Here is a 15,139-nt window from a genome sequence, read left to right as displayed (position 1 = left end):
GCAAGCCGAATGGGTCGGGCAACATCAAGCGAGGGAAAATGCCGCTAAGCGAGACTCTGGCGATACCCCGGCGGGCGCTGCCGTGGCTGGCCATTATCCTTGCGGCATTGTGGTTTTTCCTGCCGGCACTCCATCCCGTCCATGTCGAAGGCTTCAGCGCCTCGGTCGTGTCGCTCGGCGTGCACCTCTCACGGCATTCGATCGCTGATTTCATGCCCTTCGCGCCCTTCAACGCCGATTATTACGGCCTGACCAAATTGGGCACGGTGCTCGGCATTTCCGCGCTTTCGCCAGTCTTCGGCGGCGACGGCGCGCTGCGCCTGATCATGATCGTCGGGCTTGTCTTCCTGCTCGCTGCGTCCGCTTTTCTGATCCGGCGATGGTCGGGCGCCCGCTGGAAGATCGTTGCGGCGACGGTCCTGATCATGCCCGTGATCGCGGAGAGCAGCTTCTTTTTCAACGATAACGTGCCGGCGGCCGCGCTCTGCCTCGTGGCGCTGGCCGTGCTTTCGCATTGGCGCTCCTGGGCGGCGATGGTCGCCGCTGGCGTGCTGATCGGAATCTCCGTCGCGACACGCACCGATATGGTGCTGGTCGCCGTAGTAGCCGTCCCGCTCATCGGCACCGAAGGCCAGGATCTCAAGCGCGCCGCTATTGGTACCATTATCGCCGGCGTCGCCGCGCTTGTGACGCTGTTCGGCATCTTCGCGCTGGTGCATTCAAGCCCGCTCGATGCGATCCAGGCAGGCAAGCTCGCGGTACAGCTTTGGGATCGGCCACCCAGCGCCTTAACCCATCTGAACCAGTTCGTTTATGCGTGCGGGCTGCCGGGGCTGGCCCTTCTGTCGCTCGGCGCTGCGGCGCTCTGCCGAAACAAGGAATGGCGCCGGCTGGCGCTCCTTATCGGCGTGCCGCTGCTTTTCAATCTCGCCCTGCTGGGGAAGATGTGGGAGGTGCGCCAATTCCTGATCCTGGCGCCCTTTCTGGGCGCGCTAGCGGCACGGGGTCTGGAAGAGCTCCTCGCCGATCTGACCGCCGGGCGGCCGATCATGCCGATCGCCCTCGGGCTGCTCAGCCTGTTCGTGATCGCCGGTCCGATTACCGGCCTTGGGCTGTCGGACGGGCCGCGTGTCCTCTCTGGGCGTATCTGGGGCATCTCTCTCTGGCGCGACTGGCAAGGTGCCGTCGACCGGGATTTCGGCCGCATCGATCACCTCATCACCTCTGCACCCGCCGGCGCCCCTCTCGTGGTCCTGACCGACACCTGGAACGAAGACCGCTATCTTCATCTCCAGCTCCTGCAACGGGGCTTTCACAGGGTTCCGCAGCCTGCAGCCTGCGACATGCTCGGCGTGACCATGCAACAGGACGGCCGAACCATCGTCCAGTTGACGCTTGAGCCAAGCTTCATATCCTATTGGCCCAAGCTGATGCCCGAACAGCTCGAGCAGGGCGCATTGCCCTGCGTCGCCGCGCTGCATCCACAGCAGATCATGTTCCTCGCCAAGCAGGATCGTGTCGCGCCGCTCCTCGGCCGGGAGGTGCCAGACAGTTCCACGCCGCCGGCATTGCGGGCAGTCACCATGAGCGCGATCATCGCCGTTCCCTTAAGCGCGGAGGATCTGAACACGCTCGATGCCGGCTATCACCGCATCGCCGATCCGACGCCAGGCGATGCCAAGGCCTTGCTGAGAAAGTCGCAACTCGCCGTCAGCGCACCCTCGGTGTTCAGTCGGTGAAGCGCGCTGCTTCGATCTTCAGAACGGTCATGCCCGCCCGCCTGGCGCTCTCCACCCCGACGGGAGAATCCTCGATCACCATGCAGCGAGAGGCGGGAATATCGAGACCCTTGGCGGCAAGAAGATAGGCCTCGGGCGAAGGCTTGGGCTCGGTAACGTCGTCGCCCGAAATGACGATGTCGAACCACGACTCAAGCCCATGAACAGTAAGTATCGCCGTGACCCCCGATCGCGAAGCGCTGGTGACAAGGCCAAGTTTCAGCGCCGGCCGAAGCGACGAGAGGAGCGTCATGAGCTGCTGGTTCAACCGCGTATGCGCGACCATGCCGGGATAGATACTCTGCTTGCGTGCCGCCACTGCGGCCGGCTCGACCGTGGTCCTGGCCAGCAGGGGCGGAAGGAACTGCCGCCAGTGCCGGCCGGTGGCCAGGCGGTCGAACTCCGCACGGTCCACCGCAACGCCCCCCTCACTCAGCGCGGCCGCATAGGCGGCAAAATTGGCGTCCGCGGTGTCGACCAGCGTACCGTCCATATCCACGAACAGGGCCTGGAGATCAGGCATCGTCACCTGCCGTGTAGCGGCGCAGCAGCACTGACGCAGCGGCGAAGAAGGTCATCGCCTTGGCCGGATTGTGCCGCATCTTGTAGGGAATGAGCCTCAGATAGTTCACGATCTCGTGGAACGAGACTTCGCGCAATCCGTCAGCGCCGAGCCGGTCGGAAAGCTGCTCGACCAGCCCCTCATGAACGTCAGAGTAAGCACGGGATCGTGCAAACATGACGTCGATCGCATCATCTCTCAGAGACGCGGCCGGCCCGCGATTGAGCGCCTCATAGCCAAGGTTGAGAGACTGCATCAGCTTCGCCCAGTCGATCAGCGGCGTGTCGAACAGATTGCCCGGATTGGGGTCGATCAGATACCAGCCAGGAGCGCGCTCGGGGCAGACAATGATGTTCTCGATGGTGAGGTCGCCGTGGATTGCGCTGGTCGCCCGGCTCGGGAGTTGCTCCGCGATCCACACGGGATCGAGCAGGCAGTTCCATTCCTCCAGCGAGAAGGATCCGCCATTGATGTGATATCGCTCGGGCAGTCGCAGCCGCGCAAAGTCGAGCACCATCCTCGCATTGGCGACCACCTTGTGATTGATATAGGCTGCAAGCGCGTCGTCGCTGCACTGCCCGGCCGCGTGGCTTTCATGCCATAGCGCGACACGGCGCACGACATCGCCGACCAGCTCCCGGCTTGCGGCGACGGGCAGGACGTGGATCATCTCGCAAAGGTCACGAGCCGTCGTCAGATAGGGCATGTCGAACCGGAACTTGGCGCCGCTCCGCCGTTCCGACGTGATCTCGGCAAGCGGCAATTCGCCCTGATGAGCGTGGAGCCAGCCCGCCTGCTCGGCGAGCTTGTCGCCGGCGTCTTCGAAGGCGAACTTACGGATCGCCAGATGGCCGTCCGTCTCCACAACGGCGGTGATGGCGTCCGACCCACCCGGCAAAAGGCGCTGCACGACAGCGCCGTCCAGCCCATGCAGACCGAAGCGCGCCATCGTCGATTTGCCATCGGTGAAATGCGCGCGCAGCATCGCGCCATAATCCTCGTCCCGGGCGAATGCGGTCCCGACCATCGCAGCGGGAAGCTCCGCCGGCGGCAAGCCAAGGCGAACCACCCTCCGGAGCGACCGCCCGATCCCACCGCGATCGACGATCAATCCGATGCTCAGGATGAACAGCGCAGCGAAAGTGGTGAGCAGGACCAGCGCGGACGCGAGTGCTCCTGCATCGGCCAGTGGGGCTAATGGCCGGGACAGCAGAACGACGATGACGGAGGCAAGATCCAGCTGGACCGAAAGGCCCAGCAACACATAGGCGAGCAGATAGGCCCCCCACATCAGCACCGTCAGCATCACATAGCGCGGGCGAAGCAACAGGGTCGATGTGAGGAACTGGGCGGCACTCCAGGCCATATCGACCAGGGTGAAACGAAGCCTGTCGTTGAACAGCGAAGCCAGGCCCCACAGCGCTGCCCGGGCATGGCGCGAGGATCGCAGCAAATGCGCCAGAAGAACCGCGACGACCAACGTCCCGCCCATCGTCACGCTGGCGACGAATGGGACCGTGGAATGATCCGCCCCAAAAAACATCGGTATGGCAAAGAGCAGCACGGACACTACCGCGAGGTCCGACAGGCGCTCCACGATCACCGTAGCGCAGACCCTGCCGAATGGCTGATCGGCGCGCGCGGCGACATAGAGCGCCCGCCCTGCCTCGCCGATGCGGAACGGTATGACGACGTTGACGACATAGGCCACGCTCAACCCGACCATCAGGTGAAAGGTTCGTGGGCGCGCGCTGGCGGGGAATAATGTGGCTTGGCGGATCGCGCGCAGCAAATGGCCAAGCACCAGCATCGCCAGAGCTGCGACCGAGATGATCGTCAAGCTGACTGTTCCACGAACAGGCCCTGAAGTGCCTCTGGCGAGACCCGCGCCAGCTCGCCTGGGGTTCCAAAGGAGATATGCCGCTCGAGCGACTGGAACCGCACCAGCTCACCCTCTTCGCACAGCACATTGTAAAGCCCGCTGACGAACAGCTCGGCATAGGAGCAGGTTTCGCGATACCGATTCAGGGCAGCGGCGAAGGTCGGACGATCGCGAAACAGATAGCAGCCGGCAATGGCAAAGGGGCCAACGCGCTGCTTCTCGACAGTCTCCAGCACCCGCGTGCGGTCCTGCGCGTCGAGCCGGACGAAGGAATAGGCAGGGTCATCCGATGCGAAGCCGACAAGACCTCCTGCCGCACCTGATGAGAGCGCATCGACGAGGTCGCTGAGTCCGGGCGCGCGGAAAGCATGGTCGCAGTCGTTGATCGCAATCGGGCCATCCCCGGTAAGCGCCGCCACGCCGATCGCGCCGGTCTCGGCGGCACCGCTGGTGGGTTCGGCAATGGCGACGATCCGCGCATCGGGATAGTAACGGCCAATCGTCTGGTCGATGCCGTGATTGGCGATATGCTCCTCGAGCACCACGAAAACGATCTCGCCTACCTGCGTCGCCCGCAGGACGCTCTCGGTTGCCCACCAGAAAAAGGGCCGGCCCGCGATTTCGACAAGCGGTTTCGGCGTCGGCTCCCCGGCGGTCGAGAAGCGCGAGCCCCGCCCCGCCATCGGCATGACAAGCGCAAGCTCAGCCACGTGCGCCGCTCCGCGCGATCACATCCATGCCATAGTTCGCCACGGGCCGCTCGCGATGGTCGGCGGTACGGAAATGGCGGCGCCGCGCGAGATAATCCCATCCGATTGCGAGCACCCCCAGCGTTTGCGAAATCAGCCGCACGTTGGAGACCTGATCCTCCTCCCGCCATGTGATCGGGAAATAGAGAATGCGCCGCCGCCGGTCGATCAGGCCCATGAGCAGATAATTGTTGAAACGCAGGTCATCAGACGCTCGGGTCACCTGCGGATCAGTGAAGACAGCGCGGCTGAACAGGTTCAGCCCCGAGCCGAGATCGTAGATTCGCTCCCCCGCGATCGCCGAAAAAAGCCAGTTGAACACCCAGTTGCCGAGTCTGCGGAACCGCGAATAGCCGTGCAAGGTCGATCCCCGCATGAAGCGCGCGCCAAGGCATGCATCGTGATTCAGGTGATCGCCGTGCTCCAGCACCGGGACGATGTCATCGACCCGCCCCTGGTCATCGCCGTGCAGCACAATGACATGGCTGAAACCGTTGGCCGCCGCATAGGCGAACGCCGACTTGTGCGATCCGCCGAGGTGATAGTTGCTGTGGTTGCGGGCAATCGTGATCGGCGGGGCCGTGATGCCACTCGCCGCCTCCCGCGCGCGATCGATCGTGCCGTCGTTGCTGCCATTGTCGAGGACGAGCACTTCGCTGATATGCGCAGCCGCCGGACCGTGAAGCTGGGCCAACACCCGCCCGATCTGAGGCGCGCAATTATAGCACGGAATGAAGAGCAGGATCTTCTCGCTCACCGCCCGCCTCCGCAGCGCCGTGCTGCCGCACGCGGGATCGGCGCTTCAGCCAATCCTACGAGGCCAGTGATCCACGAGAACCGTAGCAACGACGATTCGCTTTCGGCACATAGCCTCGCCCCGCAACGCTCTTGCACCGTGAATTCGCCTTCAGCCCCTACCCGGCTCACTAATCATGATTTGGTTAACGCCGCGTTATATCGCGGCTCGGGAATGGACCTCAGCCGAGATGCACAGCGAGCCACACTGTCGGCTCGTCCTTCGCGGTGAATGTCACCCAATGGCGCTGGCCGCCCGCGATCGTCAGATGATCGCCCGGCCGCAATGTCACCGGCACTGAATCCTCGATCCTGATACCAGCCTCGCCTTGCAACAGCACGACCCATTCGTCCTGCGCCTGCACCATCGGCTCATCCTCGGGTGTGGCCTGGCCCTGCGAGACGATCCGTTCGATCCGCAGTCCGGGGCGTTCGAGCAGCGCGGTGAAAGCCTCGGCACGGCGCGCGGATGGCAGCTTGGAGAAGAGGTTGGCAGTGGTGATCTTGAACTTCGGCTTCGGCTTCGGCTTCGGCTTTGGTTCTGGCTTTGGCTTTGGTTCTGGCTTCGGCTCTGTTTTGGGTTCCGGCTGTGGCGCGACTTTTTGTTCCAGCTCGGGCTCCGGTGCGTGAGTCGGTTCGCGCCTCGGCGCAGCGGGCCTTGCCTTCACTGTCCCCGCCGAACTCTTCCAGGTCGCCCGCGCCGCATCGCGGAGCCACGCCTCGACTTCGTCCGCAGTCGCCTCCAGCCTCTTCTCGCCGATCCCGAGCACTGCCTTGCCGCCGGCATCTTCGAGACCATAAAGCCCGAAATCGCCGCCGGGCTTGCGCCGCCGCGATTTCCGGAGCTTCAGCCCCCGGTGCAGCGCCATGGCGCGCAACGCTTCGTCCCGTTCATCAGCCATCACGGGCCAACGCATAGGGCGAGCGAGCGATGCGTGTCGACAGCGACCGCACCACGACGCTAGGAGGCCGGCCATGGCCCCGCGCTTCGACTTCACCATCTCCGCCACTGACGGCAAGGCCCGCACCGGCACCATCGCGATGCGGCGCGGCACGATCCGCACGCCAGCCTTCATGCCGGTCGGCACCGCCGCCACCGTCAAGGCGGTGAAACCCGCCGATGTCCGCGCGAGCGGCGCCGACATCATCCTCGGCAATACCTATCATCTGATGCTCCGGCCCGGCGCCGAGCGTGTGGCGCGGCTTGGCGGCCTGCACGCCTTCATGGGATGGGACCGGCCGATCCTGACCGACTCGGGCGGCTATCAGGTGATGAGCCTGTCGGACCTGACCACGCGCTCCGAAGATGGGGTGACCTTCAGGAGCCATCTCGACGGATCGCGCCACACGCTCTCCCCCGAACGTTCGATAGAGATCCAGCGGCTGCTCGGATCGGACATCGTGATGGCGTTCGACGAGCTGGTGCCGACCACCTCCACACCCGAGGTTCAGGCCGCCGCCATGGCGCGCTCGATGCGCTGGGCGAAGCGCAGCCGCGACGCCTTCGACAGCGGCGGCGCGCACGCCGAAAGCGCGGCGATCTTCGGCATCCAGCAAGGCGCGCTCGACCAGACCCTGCGCGGCGACAGCGCCGCCGCGCTGATCGATATCGGTTTCGACGGCTATGCGGTCGGCGGCCTCGCGGTCGGCGAAGGTCAGGAGGCGATGTTCGGCTGCCTCGATTTCGCCCCCGGCCAGCTCCCCGCCGACAAGCCGCGCTATCTGATGGGCGTCGGCAAGCCCGATGACATCGTCGGCGCGGTCGAGCGTGGGATAGACATGTTCGATTGCGTGCTGCCGACCCGATCCGGCCGAACCGGCCAGGCCTTCACACGCACCGGCCCTATCAACATCCGCAACGCCAAATTCGCCGAGGATACAGGGCCGCTCGACCCGACCTGCGCCTGCCCGGTTTGCACCGGCTGGAGCCGCGCCTATCTCCACCATCTCGTCCGCGCGGGCGAAATTTTGGGCGCGATGTTAATGACCGAGCATAATCTGTGCTTCTATCAGGCGCTGATGGCCGATCTGCGCGCGGCGATCGCCGAAGGCCGAATCACAGCTTTCGCCAACGCGTTCAGGCGGGATTATGCCGGTCCCGCAAAAGGAGAGTGAGCTTGCCGACGCCCGACGACCAGGAAAGCACCAACGAGATCCCCAACGAGATTCTGGCCGAAACGCTTGCCGTCACGCAGCAGCGTGCGGCCGCGGCGGCATCAGCCGCTTTGGCAAAGGCCAAGCGCTGGCCGCTCGCGACGATCGGGCTGGGAGTCGGTTCGGCCGCGATAGTGGCGGCTTTGCTCTATGCGAATCGCCACCGGAAGAAGTAGCGCCAAATCGGCTCAATCAGTGACGGTTGGCGAGCCCTCGCGGTAATCCCTGCGCCTCGAACCCGACCGCACGCTCACGCATAAGGGCGAGGATCGCCTGATCGAGTCGGATGCCCACTGTCGACAGGCCGAGTTCATCGGCGGTCGCCTGCGAGCGCTCGAGAGTCGCGAGCAGGTCAAGCAGCGCGAAATCGCGGATTTCGGCAGCCGAGACAGTATCTTGCGCTTTTGAAACCGACATGGCGTTTCCCATTTTGCCCGATACCTGGCGGATGCGGGCCCTCGCTACCTTACAATAGGATATCACCCATGGAAAATAATGTGGGATATCAAGAGTGAAAATAATGTCCTTTTGGCGACGAAAATCATATTCAGGATAAATGCAGGCTGACGCGAACGACGACCCGCGTGAAACGCTGACCGAACGCGAGCGTCAGTGCCTGCGTCTCGTGTTCGAGCGCCTGAGGCCGAAGGAGATAGGTCGCGAGCTCGGCATCTCGCACCACACGGTCAACGGTCATCTCCAGCAGGCAATGCGCAAGCTGGGCGCGACCAGCAGCCTCGAAGCGGCCCGCCTCTGCCACGCCGCCGATCGCCAATCCGCCCCCGAAAAAATAACCGGTTATCCTTTGGGGGTCGAATTCAGCCATGTTTCGAGCGACTTGAACCCATCGCAACAGGGGGCAAGTCATGATCGCGTTCGGGATAGTGCTTTTGGCGAGCGATGGGCGACAGGCGCCTTTCCCCTTGCCGGTCGCTTCCCCCGCGCGCGGTGGCCTCTCCCCGCAGCGGGGGAGAATCGCAATGACCTGACACCGACAGAACGCCTCTTCTGGATCGCCGCCGGCATGCTTGCCGTTGCGATCATCGCTTTCATGGGAGCCGCCGCCGCTGAGTCGATCCAGCGCACGCTCCAGGCAATCGTCTACCACAACTGATCACCCGATCCGGGGTGAGTGAAGCAATCGCGGCCCCGAGGGTTCGCGAAAAGGGGACAGCTATGCTCAACGAACGCCTCGCCGCTGTGAAAGCGGTAAAATCGGAATTCCTCACCGCCGAACGCGCGCAGGACGATGCCGCCATTGCCGCCGCACGCTGCGTCGCCACCATGCTTGAGGTGCGCCGCGCCAGCAATCTGCCGCTCGGCATCGGCCTCGACGCGATCGCCGCCATGTCGCGGGCAGTCACGCTGTCGATCGAGACAAGAGCCTCACTCATCAAGGTGCACCCGATGCTGGCGGCGCTGCCTGCCGAGCTCGGCGTCTCCGCTTATGGCGACTCCGGATGTCCGCCGGTCGACGCGCCCATCACAGGCGAAGACCGCACGCAGCTCCGCGTGGTCGCGTGACATCACCCACCAGAGATTGGCCAGGCCAGAGTTGACTGGGAGCTATTGACGTGGCGTCATCGAACCATGCTTCATCTCCTCATCTATTATGGGCTCTTTGCCGCCAGCTCTCTCTATGCGCTCGCACGTGGTGGCGCGCCGGAGAGGCTGGTGGTGCTCGTGATGATCATCGGAATCGCCATCACCCCGGTGCTGCTCAACCCGGTTTCCACCCGCTTCTATGGGGTCGAGACCCGGGTGTTCATTCTCGACATACTGATCCTCCTTGCCTTTACGGCGATCGCGCTCAAGGCGAACCGTTTCTGGCCAATGGGGATAGTGGTCTTTCACGGCATGTCGGTGCTCGGCCATTTGCTCAAGCTCGCCGATCCTCGCCTTATCCGGACGGCGTACCTCGTGATGCTGGCGTTCTGGATCTACCCGCAATTGCTGTTCCTTGTGCTCGGGACCTGGCGGCACCKGGTTCGCCTAAAGGCGACCGGGGCCGATCCCTCCTGGCGGACCTCCTCGCACCGGTAGACCCTGACGCAGCGGCGCTCTGGGCCGAGCGGCTGATCGCCGAGTTCGGAACACTCGCAGCCGCGCTCTCGGCGCCTCGGGAACGGCTGCTCCGCCTGCTCGACGGTTCGGCGGACGCCACCGCCTGTATCGAGAACAACCGGCGCGCGATGCGCTTCGCGCTTCGCGACCGGCTCGATGCGGGGCCAGTCATCGCGAGCGACCGGGAGCTGCACGATTATCTGTGGTTCACCATGGCGCATGAGCGGGTCGAAACAGTGCATTGCCTGTTTCTCGGCGCCGCCCACCAGTTGCTGCGCGACGAGCGGCTATCGACCGGCACCCAATCCGAGGCGCTGATCGCACCGCGTGACATCCTTTACCGCGCGCTCGAACTTCAGGCGACCGGCCTCATCCTGGTTCACAACCATCCATCGGGCGATCCGACGCCGAGTTCCGCCGATATCGCGGCAACCCGGGCGCTGGTCCGGGCGGCGGCGCCGCTCGGCATCACGATCCACGACCACATGATTATCGGTGCAACTGGCCATGCGAGCCTTCGCGGCAGGAGATTGATCTGATGTCCAACACTCATCCCAATTCCACACGTCGGGGCTTCCAGGACCTCAGCCGTGCCCTCAGCAACGTCCATGCCGAGCTGCAGCAGATCGGGCAGGAAGCGCCCGCCCCGGAAAGACAGGTCCACCCAGGCCGGTATCTGTCCGAAGTCCGTGACACGAGCGTGGCGCGTGCCATCGAAATCTATCGCTCCAGGCGCCGGCGTGATGCGGCGTTCGGGGAGGATGCCGATCTGTTCGGCGAGCCCGCATGGGACATTCTCCTCGATCTGCTCGACGCTGACGCCCATGGACGCCGGATCTCGGTCACCAGCGCGTCGCTCGCCTCGAGCGTACCGGCGACGACTGGCCTGCGCATGATCGCGATCCTCGAGGAACGCGGTCTGGTCGTGCGGACCGACGATCCACGCGATCGGCGCCGCTCCCATGTGAGCCTCACGGGGAAAGGCAAGGCGGTCATGCAGGCGGCACTACGCTGAAGAGGGGCACTGGCGAAAGGAGGGCCAATTGACACCGCGCCTCGCCAGCGCGACACCTTAGGCTGATCGGCCTCCTGCCCGACCGGAGTAACCCATGCAGCTTTACCGTGCCGCCCTGTTGCTGGGCGCCGCCCTGCTTCCTCTTGCCATTCCTTCCATCGCCCAGGCGAAAGACGCGCCAGCGTCCACCGCGGTGAAACCGATCGACTTCACCGAGCGTACCCTCGCCAATGGCCTGAGAGTCTATGCGATCCGTGATACCGGCACGTCGAACATCTCGGTGCAGGTCTGGTACAATGTCGGGTCGAAGGACGATCCCGCCGGACGCTCGGGCTTCGCGCACATGTTCGAGCATCTCATGTTCAAGGCGACGCGAAACCTCGCTTCCGAGCAGATGGACCGGCTGACCGAGGATGTCGGCGGTTACAACAACGCCTCGACCAATGACGATTACACCAATTATTTCGAGGTGGTCCCGGCCAACCACCTGCAGCGGCTGCTGTTCGCCGAGGCTGACCGGATGGCGAGCCTGGTGGTCGAGCCGAAGAGCTTCGCCTCGGAGCGCGACGTGGTGAAGGAGGAGTTGCGGCAGAGCACGATGGCGCGGCCTTACGGCAAGCTGTTCTCGATCTATTTCCCGGCGATCTCGTACAGCCGGCATCCCTATGCCCGCTCGACGATCGGCAGCATCGACAATCTCGAAAGCGCCTCGATCGACGATGTCCGCGCCTTCCACGCGACCTATTACCGGCCCGACAACGCGATCCTCGTCGTCTCCGGCAATTTCGACGCGAAGCAGCTCGATGCGTGGGTGGACCAATATTTCGCCGGTATCGCCAAACCCGACCGGCCGATCCCGCGCGTGACGGTGACCGAGCCAGAACGCACCGTGGCGACTCACTACAAGGTTTATGAACCCAATACGCCCCTGCCCGCCGTGATGATCAGCTATCCGGTGCCCGCCGATAACGATCCCGACAACCCGGCGATCGCCGTGCTCAACGCAGTGATGTCGCAGGGCGAGAGCTCGCGCCTTTACGAGACGCTCGTCTATCGCGACCAGCTCGCGCAGAGCGCCGAGACCTATCTCGATACCAAGCAGGGCAGTGGCAATCTTGCCGTCTTCGCAATCATGGCCGGCGGTAAGGACGCCGATGCCGGCGAGGTGGCGCTGCGCCGCGAGGTCGCAAGGCTACGCGACGCGCCGGTCAGCGCAGCTGAGCTTTCCGAAGCGAAGAACGAAATCCTGACCTCGGCGCTGAAGGGCCGGGAAACAGCTGAGGGCAAGGCATCGGCGCTCGCGGCCTCGGTGATCATTGACGGCGATCCTCGCACCTCCGACCGCCAGCTCGCGCAAATCGCTCTGGTAACCGCTGCCGATGTGCAACGCGTCGCCCGGAAATATCTCCGCGATGAACGCTCGGCCACCATCCAGTATCTTCCCGCCGAAGCTGCACCGGCTGGCGTGAAGGGCGATATGATCAACGTCGCCTCGACTGTGGTCGTCTCGCCCCTGGCGGCGCCCGCCAATGTCGAGATCGTAACGCCCGCCAGCGATGCTGACCGTCTGAAGCCGCCGCCCGCCGGACCGGCGGCTAATGCTGCGATTCCCTCCCCGCGCGAATTCAGGCTCGCCAACGGCCTTCGTGTCATCACAGTGGAGAAGCATGACCTGCCGCTACTGACCGCCTCGCTGGTTGCGAACAGCGGCGGTGCCAACGATCCAAATGATCGCGCTGGCGTTGCCAGCCTGACCGCCGATCTGCTGACCAAGGGAACGGCGACCCGAACCGCAACGCAGATCGCAGCGCAGATCGAATCCCTTGGCGGATCGATCGACAGCAGCGCGGATTGGGACGGCTCGTCGGTTTCAGTGACGGTGAAATCGGATCAGGCGACACCGGCGCTTGCCATCCTCGCCGATGTCGCGCGCCATCCCGTCTTTGCCCCCGAGGAACTGGAGCGGGCGCGGGCGCAGGCGATCGATGGCGTATCGCTGACGATAAAGGACCCGGCGCAGCTTGCCGGGCTTGTCGCCGGCCGGGCGGTGTTCGGCAACCAGGCTTATGGCCATGCGCTGTCGGGGACGCCGGACTCGCTCAAGGCGATCAAGCGGGTTGATGTGCAAAGCGCTTATGGTGCGACCTGGCAGCCCGGAAAGGCTACGCTGATTCTCGTCGGCGACATCACCCCCGCCGCCGCAAAGGCGCTCGCCGAGAAGAATTTCGGAAGCTGGAAATTCGCGAACCCATATGATCTCGTCGTCACCGGACACCCCTCGTTGCCGCCCGAACCCCGCGTGATCGTCGTCGACATGCCGGATGCGGGCCAGGCGGGCGTCGTGGTCGCTCGCGTCGGCATCGCGCGGAGCAATCCGGCCTTCTATCCGGCAAGCGTCGCCAACACAGTGCTTGGCGGCGGCTTCTCATCCCGGCTCAATCAGGAGATCCGGATCAAGCGCGGCCTGGCTTATGGTGCGGGCAGCTCGCTTTCAGCGCGACGAGATCCCGGCGCGATCTCCGCACGCACCCAGACCAAGAACCCGACCGCGCCCGAGACGATCGCGATCATGATCGCCGAGATGAAGCGGCTCGGCGCCGAACCGGTCGCCGCAAGCGAGCTCGAACCGCGCAAGGCGACGCTGATCGGCGATTTCGGCCGACGGATCGAAACGACCGACGGCATCGCCGATGCGCTTGGCGGCTATATCGTCGAGGGGGTGCAGCTTGATGAGCTCAAGACCTTCACCGCATCGGTCTCGGCGGTCGATCCGGCTGCAGTGCAGGCTGCCGCGGCAAAGTTGCTCGATCCGTCGCAGGCGAGCATCGTCGTGGTGGGCGACGCGAAGCTGTTCATCGATGCACTGAGGAAGGATTATCCCAGCGTCGAACTAATCCCGGCAAGCGCGCTGAAGTTGGACAGCGCCGCGCTGAAGTGAGCACTCACGCGGCAAGATTACGTTAACCTTCAACTGTTTCGCTGCGAGACACCCGAAAATCGGGGGCGGCACGGGCGGTTGAATCCCGCTATGGCAAAGCCATGGTGTGGGGCGCGATCAAAAACTGGTTCCGGATGCGGCGGCTGGGCAAGCTCGGCATTGTCGGGATCGTCGCGCTGATCTGCGTCGGCGTCTCAGCGGAGGCGGCGATCCGCGCGATCGTCGACCAGAGCGCCAAGGCCGCTCGCCCCGCGCCCAAGCCGACCGGCTATGAGGCCGAGGACCATTTCCCGGGCGCCGCCTATTTCTATGTCGCTGAGGACAGTGCGGCACCAGGCGCGGGTGCGACAGGAACGACCGCCCTGCCCGATCTGCCGGTGTCGGCCGCGACCGCCACGCTCGCCGCCGATGCTTCTATCAGGCCTGCCCAGCCCTTCTCGACCGCATCGGCAAGCGCCCTCGACAAAGGCCGCGCGCTGGAGTGCCTGACCGCGGCCATCTATTATGAAGCAGCGACTGAACCGGATGCCGGGCAGCAGGCGGTTGCGCAGGTGATCCTCAACCGGGTGCGTCATCCGGCCTTTCCGGCGACGGTGTGCGGCGTCGTCTATCAGGGTTCCGAGCGGACGACCGGCTGCCAGTTCAGCTACGCCTGTGACGGATCAATGGCGCGCATTCCCTCCCAGGCTTACTGGGTGCGCGCGATGAAGGTCGCTGCGGCAGCGCTGAACGGCCGCGTCTTCGCGCCCGTGGGGCTGGCGACGCACTACCACACCTATGCGGTCACGCCGTCGTGGAACAAAAGCCTGGTGATGACCGCCGCGATCGGCGCGCATTTCTTCCATCGCTGGCAGGGTTGGTGGGGCACGCCAGCCGCATTCAACCAGGCTTATACCGGGCACGAGCCTTTCCCCGGCCCGCACGCGCGCCCGGCGCTGCCGTCGCTTACGATGGCTTCAGCCGGTACACCAACACCTGCCCCGCGAACCAGTGCCGCGGCAATCCAGCCGGCCTATGCTCAGAGCGGGATACTCAAGCCCGCGGTGGCAACGACGAACGATAATGGCGAGTCCCAGATCCTCGACCGGTGGAAGGATTCGGGCAAGCCACTAAGGTGAGCCGCCACCCCCGGTCTTTGCGTCGGTATCTCCCGAAGGAGAGGATGCAGCGCGATTGCGTGACAATACTCCCCGGCAATCGCG

At 64.4% G+C, this 15,139-nt stretch carries 15 protein-coding genes and 1 pseudogene; 10 read left to right on the top strand and 6 right to left on the bottom strand.

What is annotated here, in order from left to right; translation table 11 throughout:
* Positions 1-38: 38 nt before the first annotated feature.
* The gene (locus AC1DVS_RS20970; RefSeq protein ID WP_478026046.1) at positions 39-1,739 is read left to right on the top strand and encodes a hypothetical protein; all 1,701 of its coding nucleotides are present in this window, start codon (positions 39-41) and stop codon (positions 1,737-1,739) included.
* Here the strand turns inward: AC1DVS_RS20970 and AC1DVS_RS20965 are convergent.
* The 5 genes from AC1DVS_RS20965 to AC1DVS_RS20945 form a co-directional block, all read right to left on the bottom strand.
* On the bottom strand, positions 1,729-2,301 hold the full coding sequence (locus AC1DVS_RS20965) for an HAD family hydrolase (RefSeq protein WP_478026044.1): 573 nt from the start codon (positions 2,299-2,301) through the stop codon (positions 1,729-1,731). The two genes, AC1DVS_RS20970 and AC1DVS_RS20965, sit on opposite strands and share 11 nt — an antisense overlap.
* Positions 2,294-4,180 (bottom strand): lysylphosphatidylglycerol synthase transmembrane domain-containing protein, encoded by a 1,887-nt coding sequence (locus tag AC1DVS_RS20960; RefSeq protein WP_478026042.1) that lies wholly within the window; start codon positions 4,178-4,180, stop codon positions 2,294-2,296. The genes AC1DVS_RS20965 and AC1DVS_RS20960 overlap by 8 nt, the downstream gene beginning before the upstream one ends.
* A complete protein-coding gene (locus AC1DVS_RS20955) occupies positions 4,177-4,932 on the bottom strand; it encodes an NTP transferase domain-containing protein (protein WP_478026040.1) in 756 nt (251 codons plus the stop codon). The genes AC1DVS_RS20960 and AC1DVS_RS20955 overlap by 4 nt, the downstream gene beginning before the upstream one ends.
* Entirely contained in the window at positions 4,925-5,728 is an 804-nt protein-coding gene (locus AC1DVS_RS20950; RefSeq protein WP_478026038.1) for a glycosyltransferase family 2 protein, read from the bottom strand. Before AC1DVS_RS20950 ends, AC1DVS_RS20955 begins: the two co-directional genes overlap by 8 nt.
* A gap of 220 nt (positions 5,729-5,948) precedes the next feature.
* Positions 5,949-6,668 carry a cupin domain-containing protein gene (locus AC1DVS_RS20945; protein ID WP_478026036.1) on the bottom strand — a complete coding sequence of 240 codons (720 nt, stop codon included), beginning with the start codon at positions 6,666-6,668 and terminating at the stop codon, positions 5,949-5,951.
* A gap of 73 nt (positions 6,669-6,741) precedes the next feature.
* Between AC1DVS_RS20945 and tgt the strand changes: the two genes are divergently transcribed.
* Complete coding sequence (tgt, locus tag AC1DVS_RS20940; protein WP_478026034.1) at positions 6,742-7,881, top strand: tRNA guanosine(34) transglycosylase Tgt; 1,140 nt, start codon at positions 6,742-6,744, stop codon at positions 7,879-7,881.
* Positions 7,882-7,883: 2 nt separating this feature from the next.
* The gene (locus AC1DVS_RS20935) at positions 7,884-8,096 is read left to right on the top strand and encodes a hypothetical protein (protein ID WP_478026032.1); all 213 of its coding nucleotides are present in this window, start codon (positions 7,884-7,886) and stop codon (positions 8,094-8,096) included.
* Positions 8,097-8,112: 16 nt separating this feature from the next.
* On the opposite strand, the gene AC1DVS_RS20930 is transcribed toward AC1DVS_RS20935, so the two are convergent.
* Positions 8,113-8,337: a hypothetical protein gene (locus AC1DVS_RS20930; protein ID WP_478026030.1), complete on the bottom strand. Its 225-nt coding sequence runs from the start codon at positions 8,335-8,337 to the stop codon at positions 8,113-8,115.
* A 139-nt stretch (positions 8,338-8,476) separates the two neighbouring features.
* On the opposite strand from AC1DVS_RS20930, the pseudogene AC1DVS_RS20925 reads away from it, so the two are divergent.
* The 7 genes and pseudogenes from AC1DVS_RS20925 to AC1DVS_RS20895 form a co-directional block, all read left to right on the top strand.
* Positions 8,477-8,614 (top strand): annotated as a pseudogene (locus tag AC1DVS_RS20925) (LuxR C-terminal-related transcriptional regulator); the annotation flags it as partial.
* A gap of 482 nt (positions 8,615-9,096) precedes the next feature.
* Entirely contained in the window at positions 9,097-9,444 is a 348-nt protein-coding gene (locus tag AC1DVS_RS20920; RefSeq protein WP_478026029.1) for a hypothetical protein, read from the top strand.
* 66 nt (positions 9,445-9,510) lie between these two features.
* Positions 9,511-9,963, top strand: coding sequence for a hypothetical protein (locus AC1DVS_RS20915; protein WP_478026027.1), 453 nt, complete (start codon positions 9,511-9,513; stop codon positions 9,961-9,963).
* Positions 9,964-10,112: 149 nt separating this feature from the next.
* On the top strand, positions 10,113-10,523 hold the full coding sequence (locus tag AC1DVS_RS20910; protein ID WP_478026025.1) for a JAB domain-containing protein: 411 nt from the start codon (positions 10,113-10,115) through the stop codon (positions 10,521-10,523).
* Complete coding sequence (locus AC1DVS_RS20905) at positions 10,523-10,999, top strand: winged helix DNA-binding protein (RefSeq protein ID WP_478026024.1); 477 nt, start codon at positions 10,523-10,525, stop codon at positions 10,997-10,999. Before AC1DVS_RS20910 ends, AC1DVS_RS20905 begins: the two co-directional genes overlap by 1 nt.
* 94 nt (positions 11,000-11,093) lie before the next feature.
* Positions 11,094-13,937 carry a M16 family metallopeptidase gene (locus tag AC1DVS_RS20900; protein WP_478026022.1) on the top strand — a complete coding sequence of 948 codons (2,844 nt, stop codon included), beginning with the start codon at positions 11,094-11,096 and terminating at the stop codon, positions 13,935-13,937.
* A gap of 101 nt (positions 13,938-14,038) precedes the next feature.
* Positions 14,039-15,055, top strand: coding sequence for a cell wall hydrolase (locus tag AC1DVS_RS20895; protein WP_478026020.1), 1,017 nt, complete (start codon positions 14,039-14,041; stop codon positions 15,053-15,055).
* Positions 15,056-15,139: the final 84 nt, after the last annotated feature.

Source organism: Sphingomonas sp. P3_C5 (genome assembly GCF_056402635.1).
The sequence above is the reverse complement of the archived record's forward strand: the minus strand, read 5'-3'. Positions and strand labels throughout refer to the sequence as shown.

Bases quoted from the DNA above. Each gene is read 5' to 3' on its own strand.
- AC1DVS_RS20910 (WP_478026025.1), top strand. From the start codon at position 10,113: ATGCGCTTCGCGCTTCGCGACCGGCTCGATGCGGGGCCAGTCATCGCG.
- AC1DVS_RS20965 (WP_478026044.1), bottom strand. From the start codon at position 2,301: ATGCCTGATCTCCAGGCCCTGTTCGTGGATATGGACGGTACGCTGGTC.
- AC1DVS_RS20970 (WP_478026046.1), top strand. From the start codon at position 39: ATGCCGCTAAGCGAGACTCTGGCGATACCCCGGCGGGCGCTGCCGTGG.
- AC1DVS_RS20930 (WP_478026030.1), bottom strand. From the start codon at position 8,337: ATGTCGGTTTCAAAAGCGCAAGATACTGTCTCGGCTGCCGAAATCCGC.
- AC1DVS_RS20900 (WP_478026022.1), top strand. From the start codon at position 11,094: ATGCAGCTTTACCGTGCCGCCCTGTTGCTGGGCGCCGCCCTGCTTCCT.
- AC1DVS_RS20905 (WP_478026024.1), top strand. From the start codon at position 10,523: ATGTCCAACACTCATCCCAATTCCACACGTCGGGGCTTCCAGGACCTC.
- AC1DVS_RS20920 (WP_478026029.1), top strand. From the start codon at position 9,097: ATGCTCAACGAACGCCTCGCCGCTGTGAAAGCGGTAAAATCGGAATTC.
- tgt (WP_478026034.1), top strand. From the start codon at position 6,742: ATGGCCCCGCGCTTCGACTTCACCATCTCCGCCACTGACGGCAAGGCC.
- AC1DVS_RS20945 (WP_478026036.1), bottom strand. From the start codon at position 6,668: ATGGCTGATGAACGGGACGAAGCGTTGCGCGCCATGGCGCTGCACCGG.
- AC1DVS_RS20895 (WP_478026020.1), top strand. From the start codon at position 14,039: ATGGTGTGGGGCGCGATCAAAAACTGGTTCCGGATGCGGCGGCTGGGC.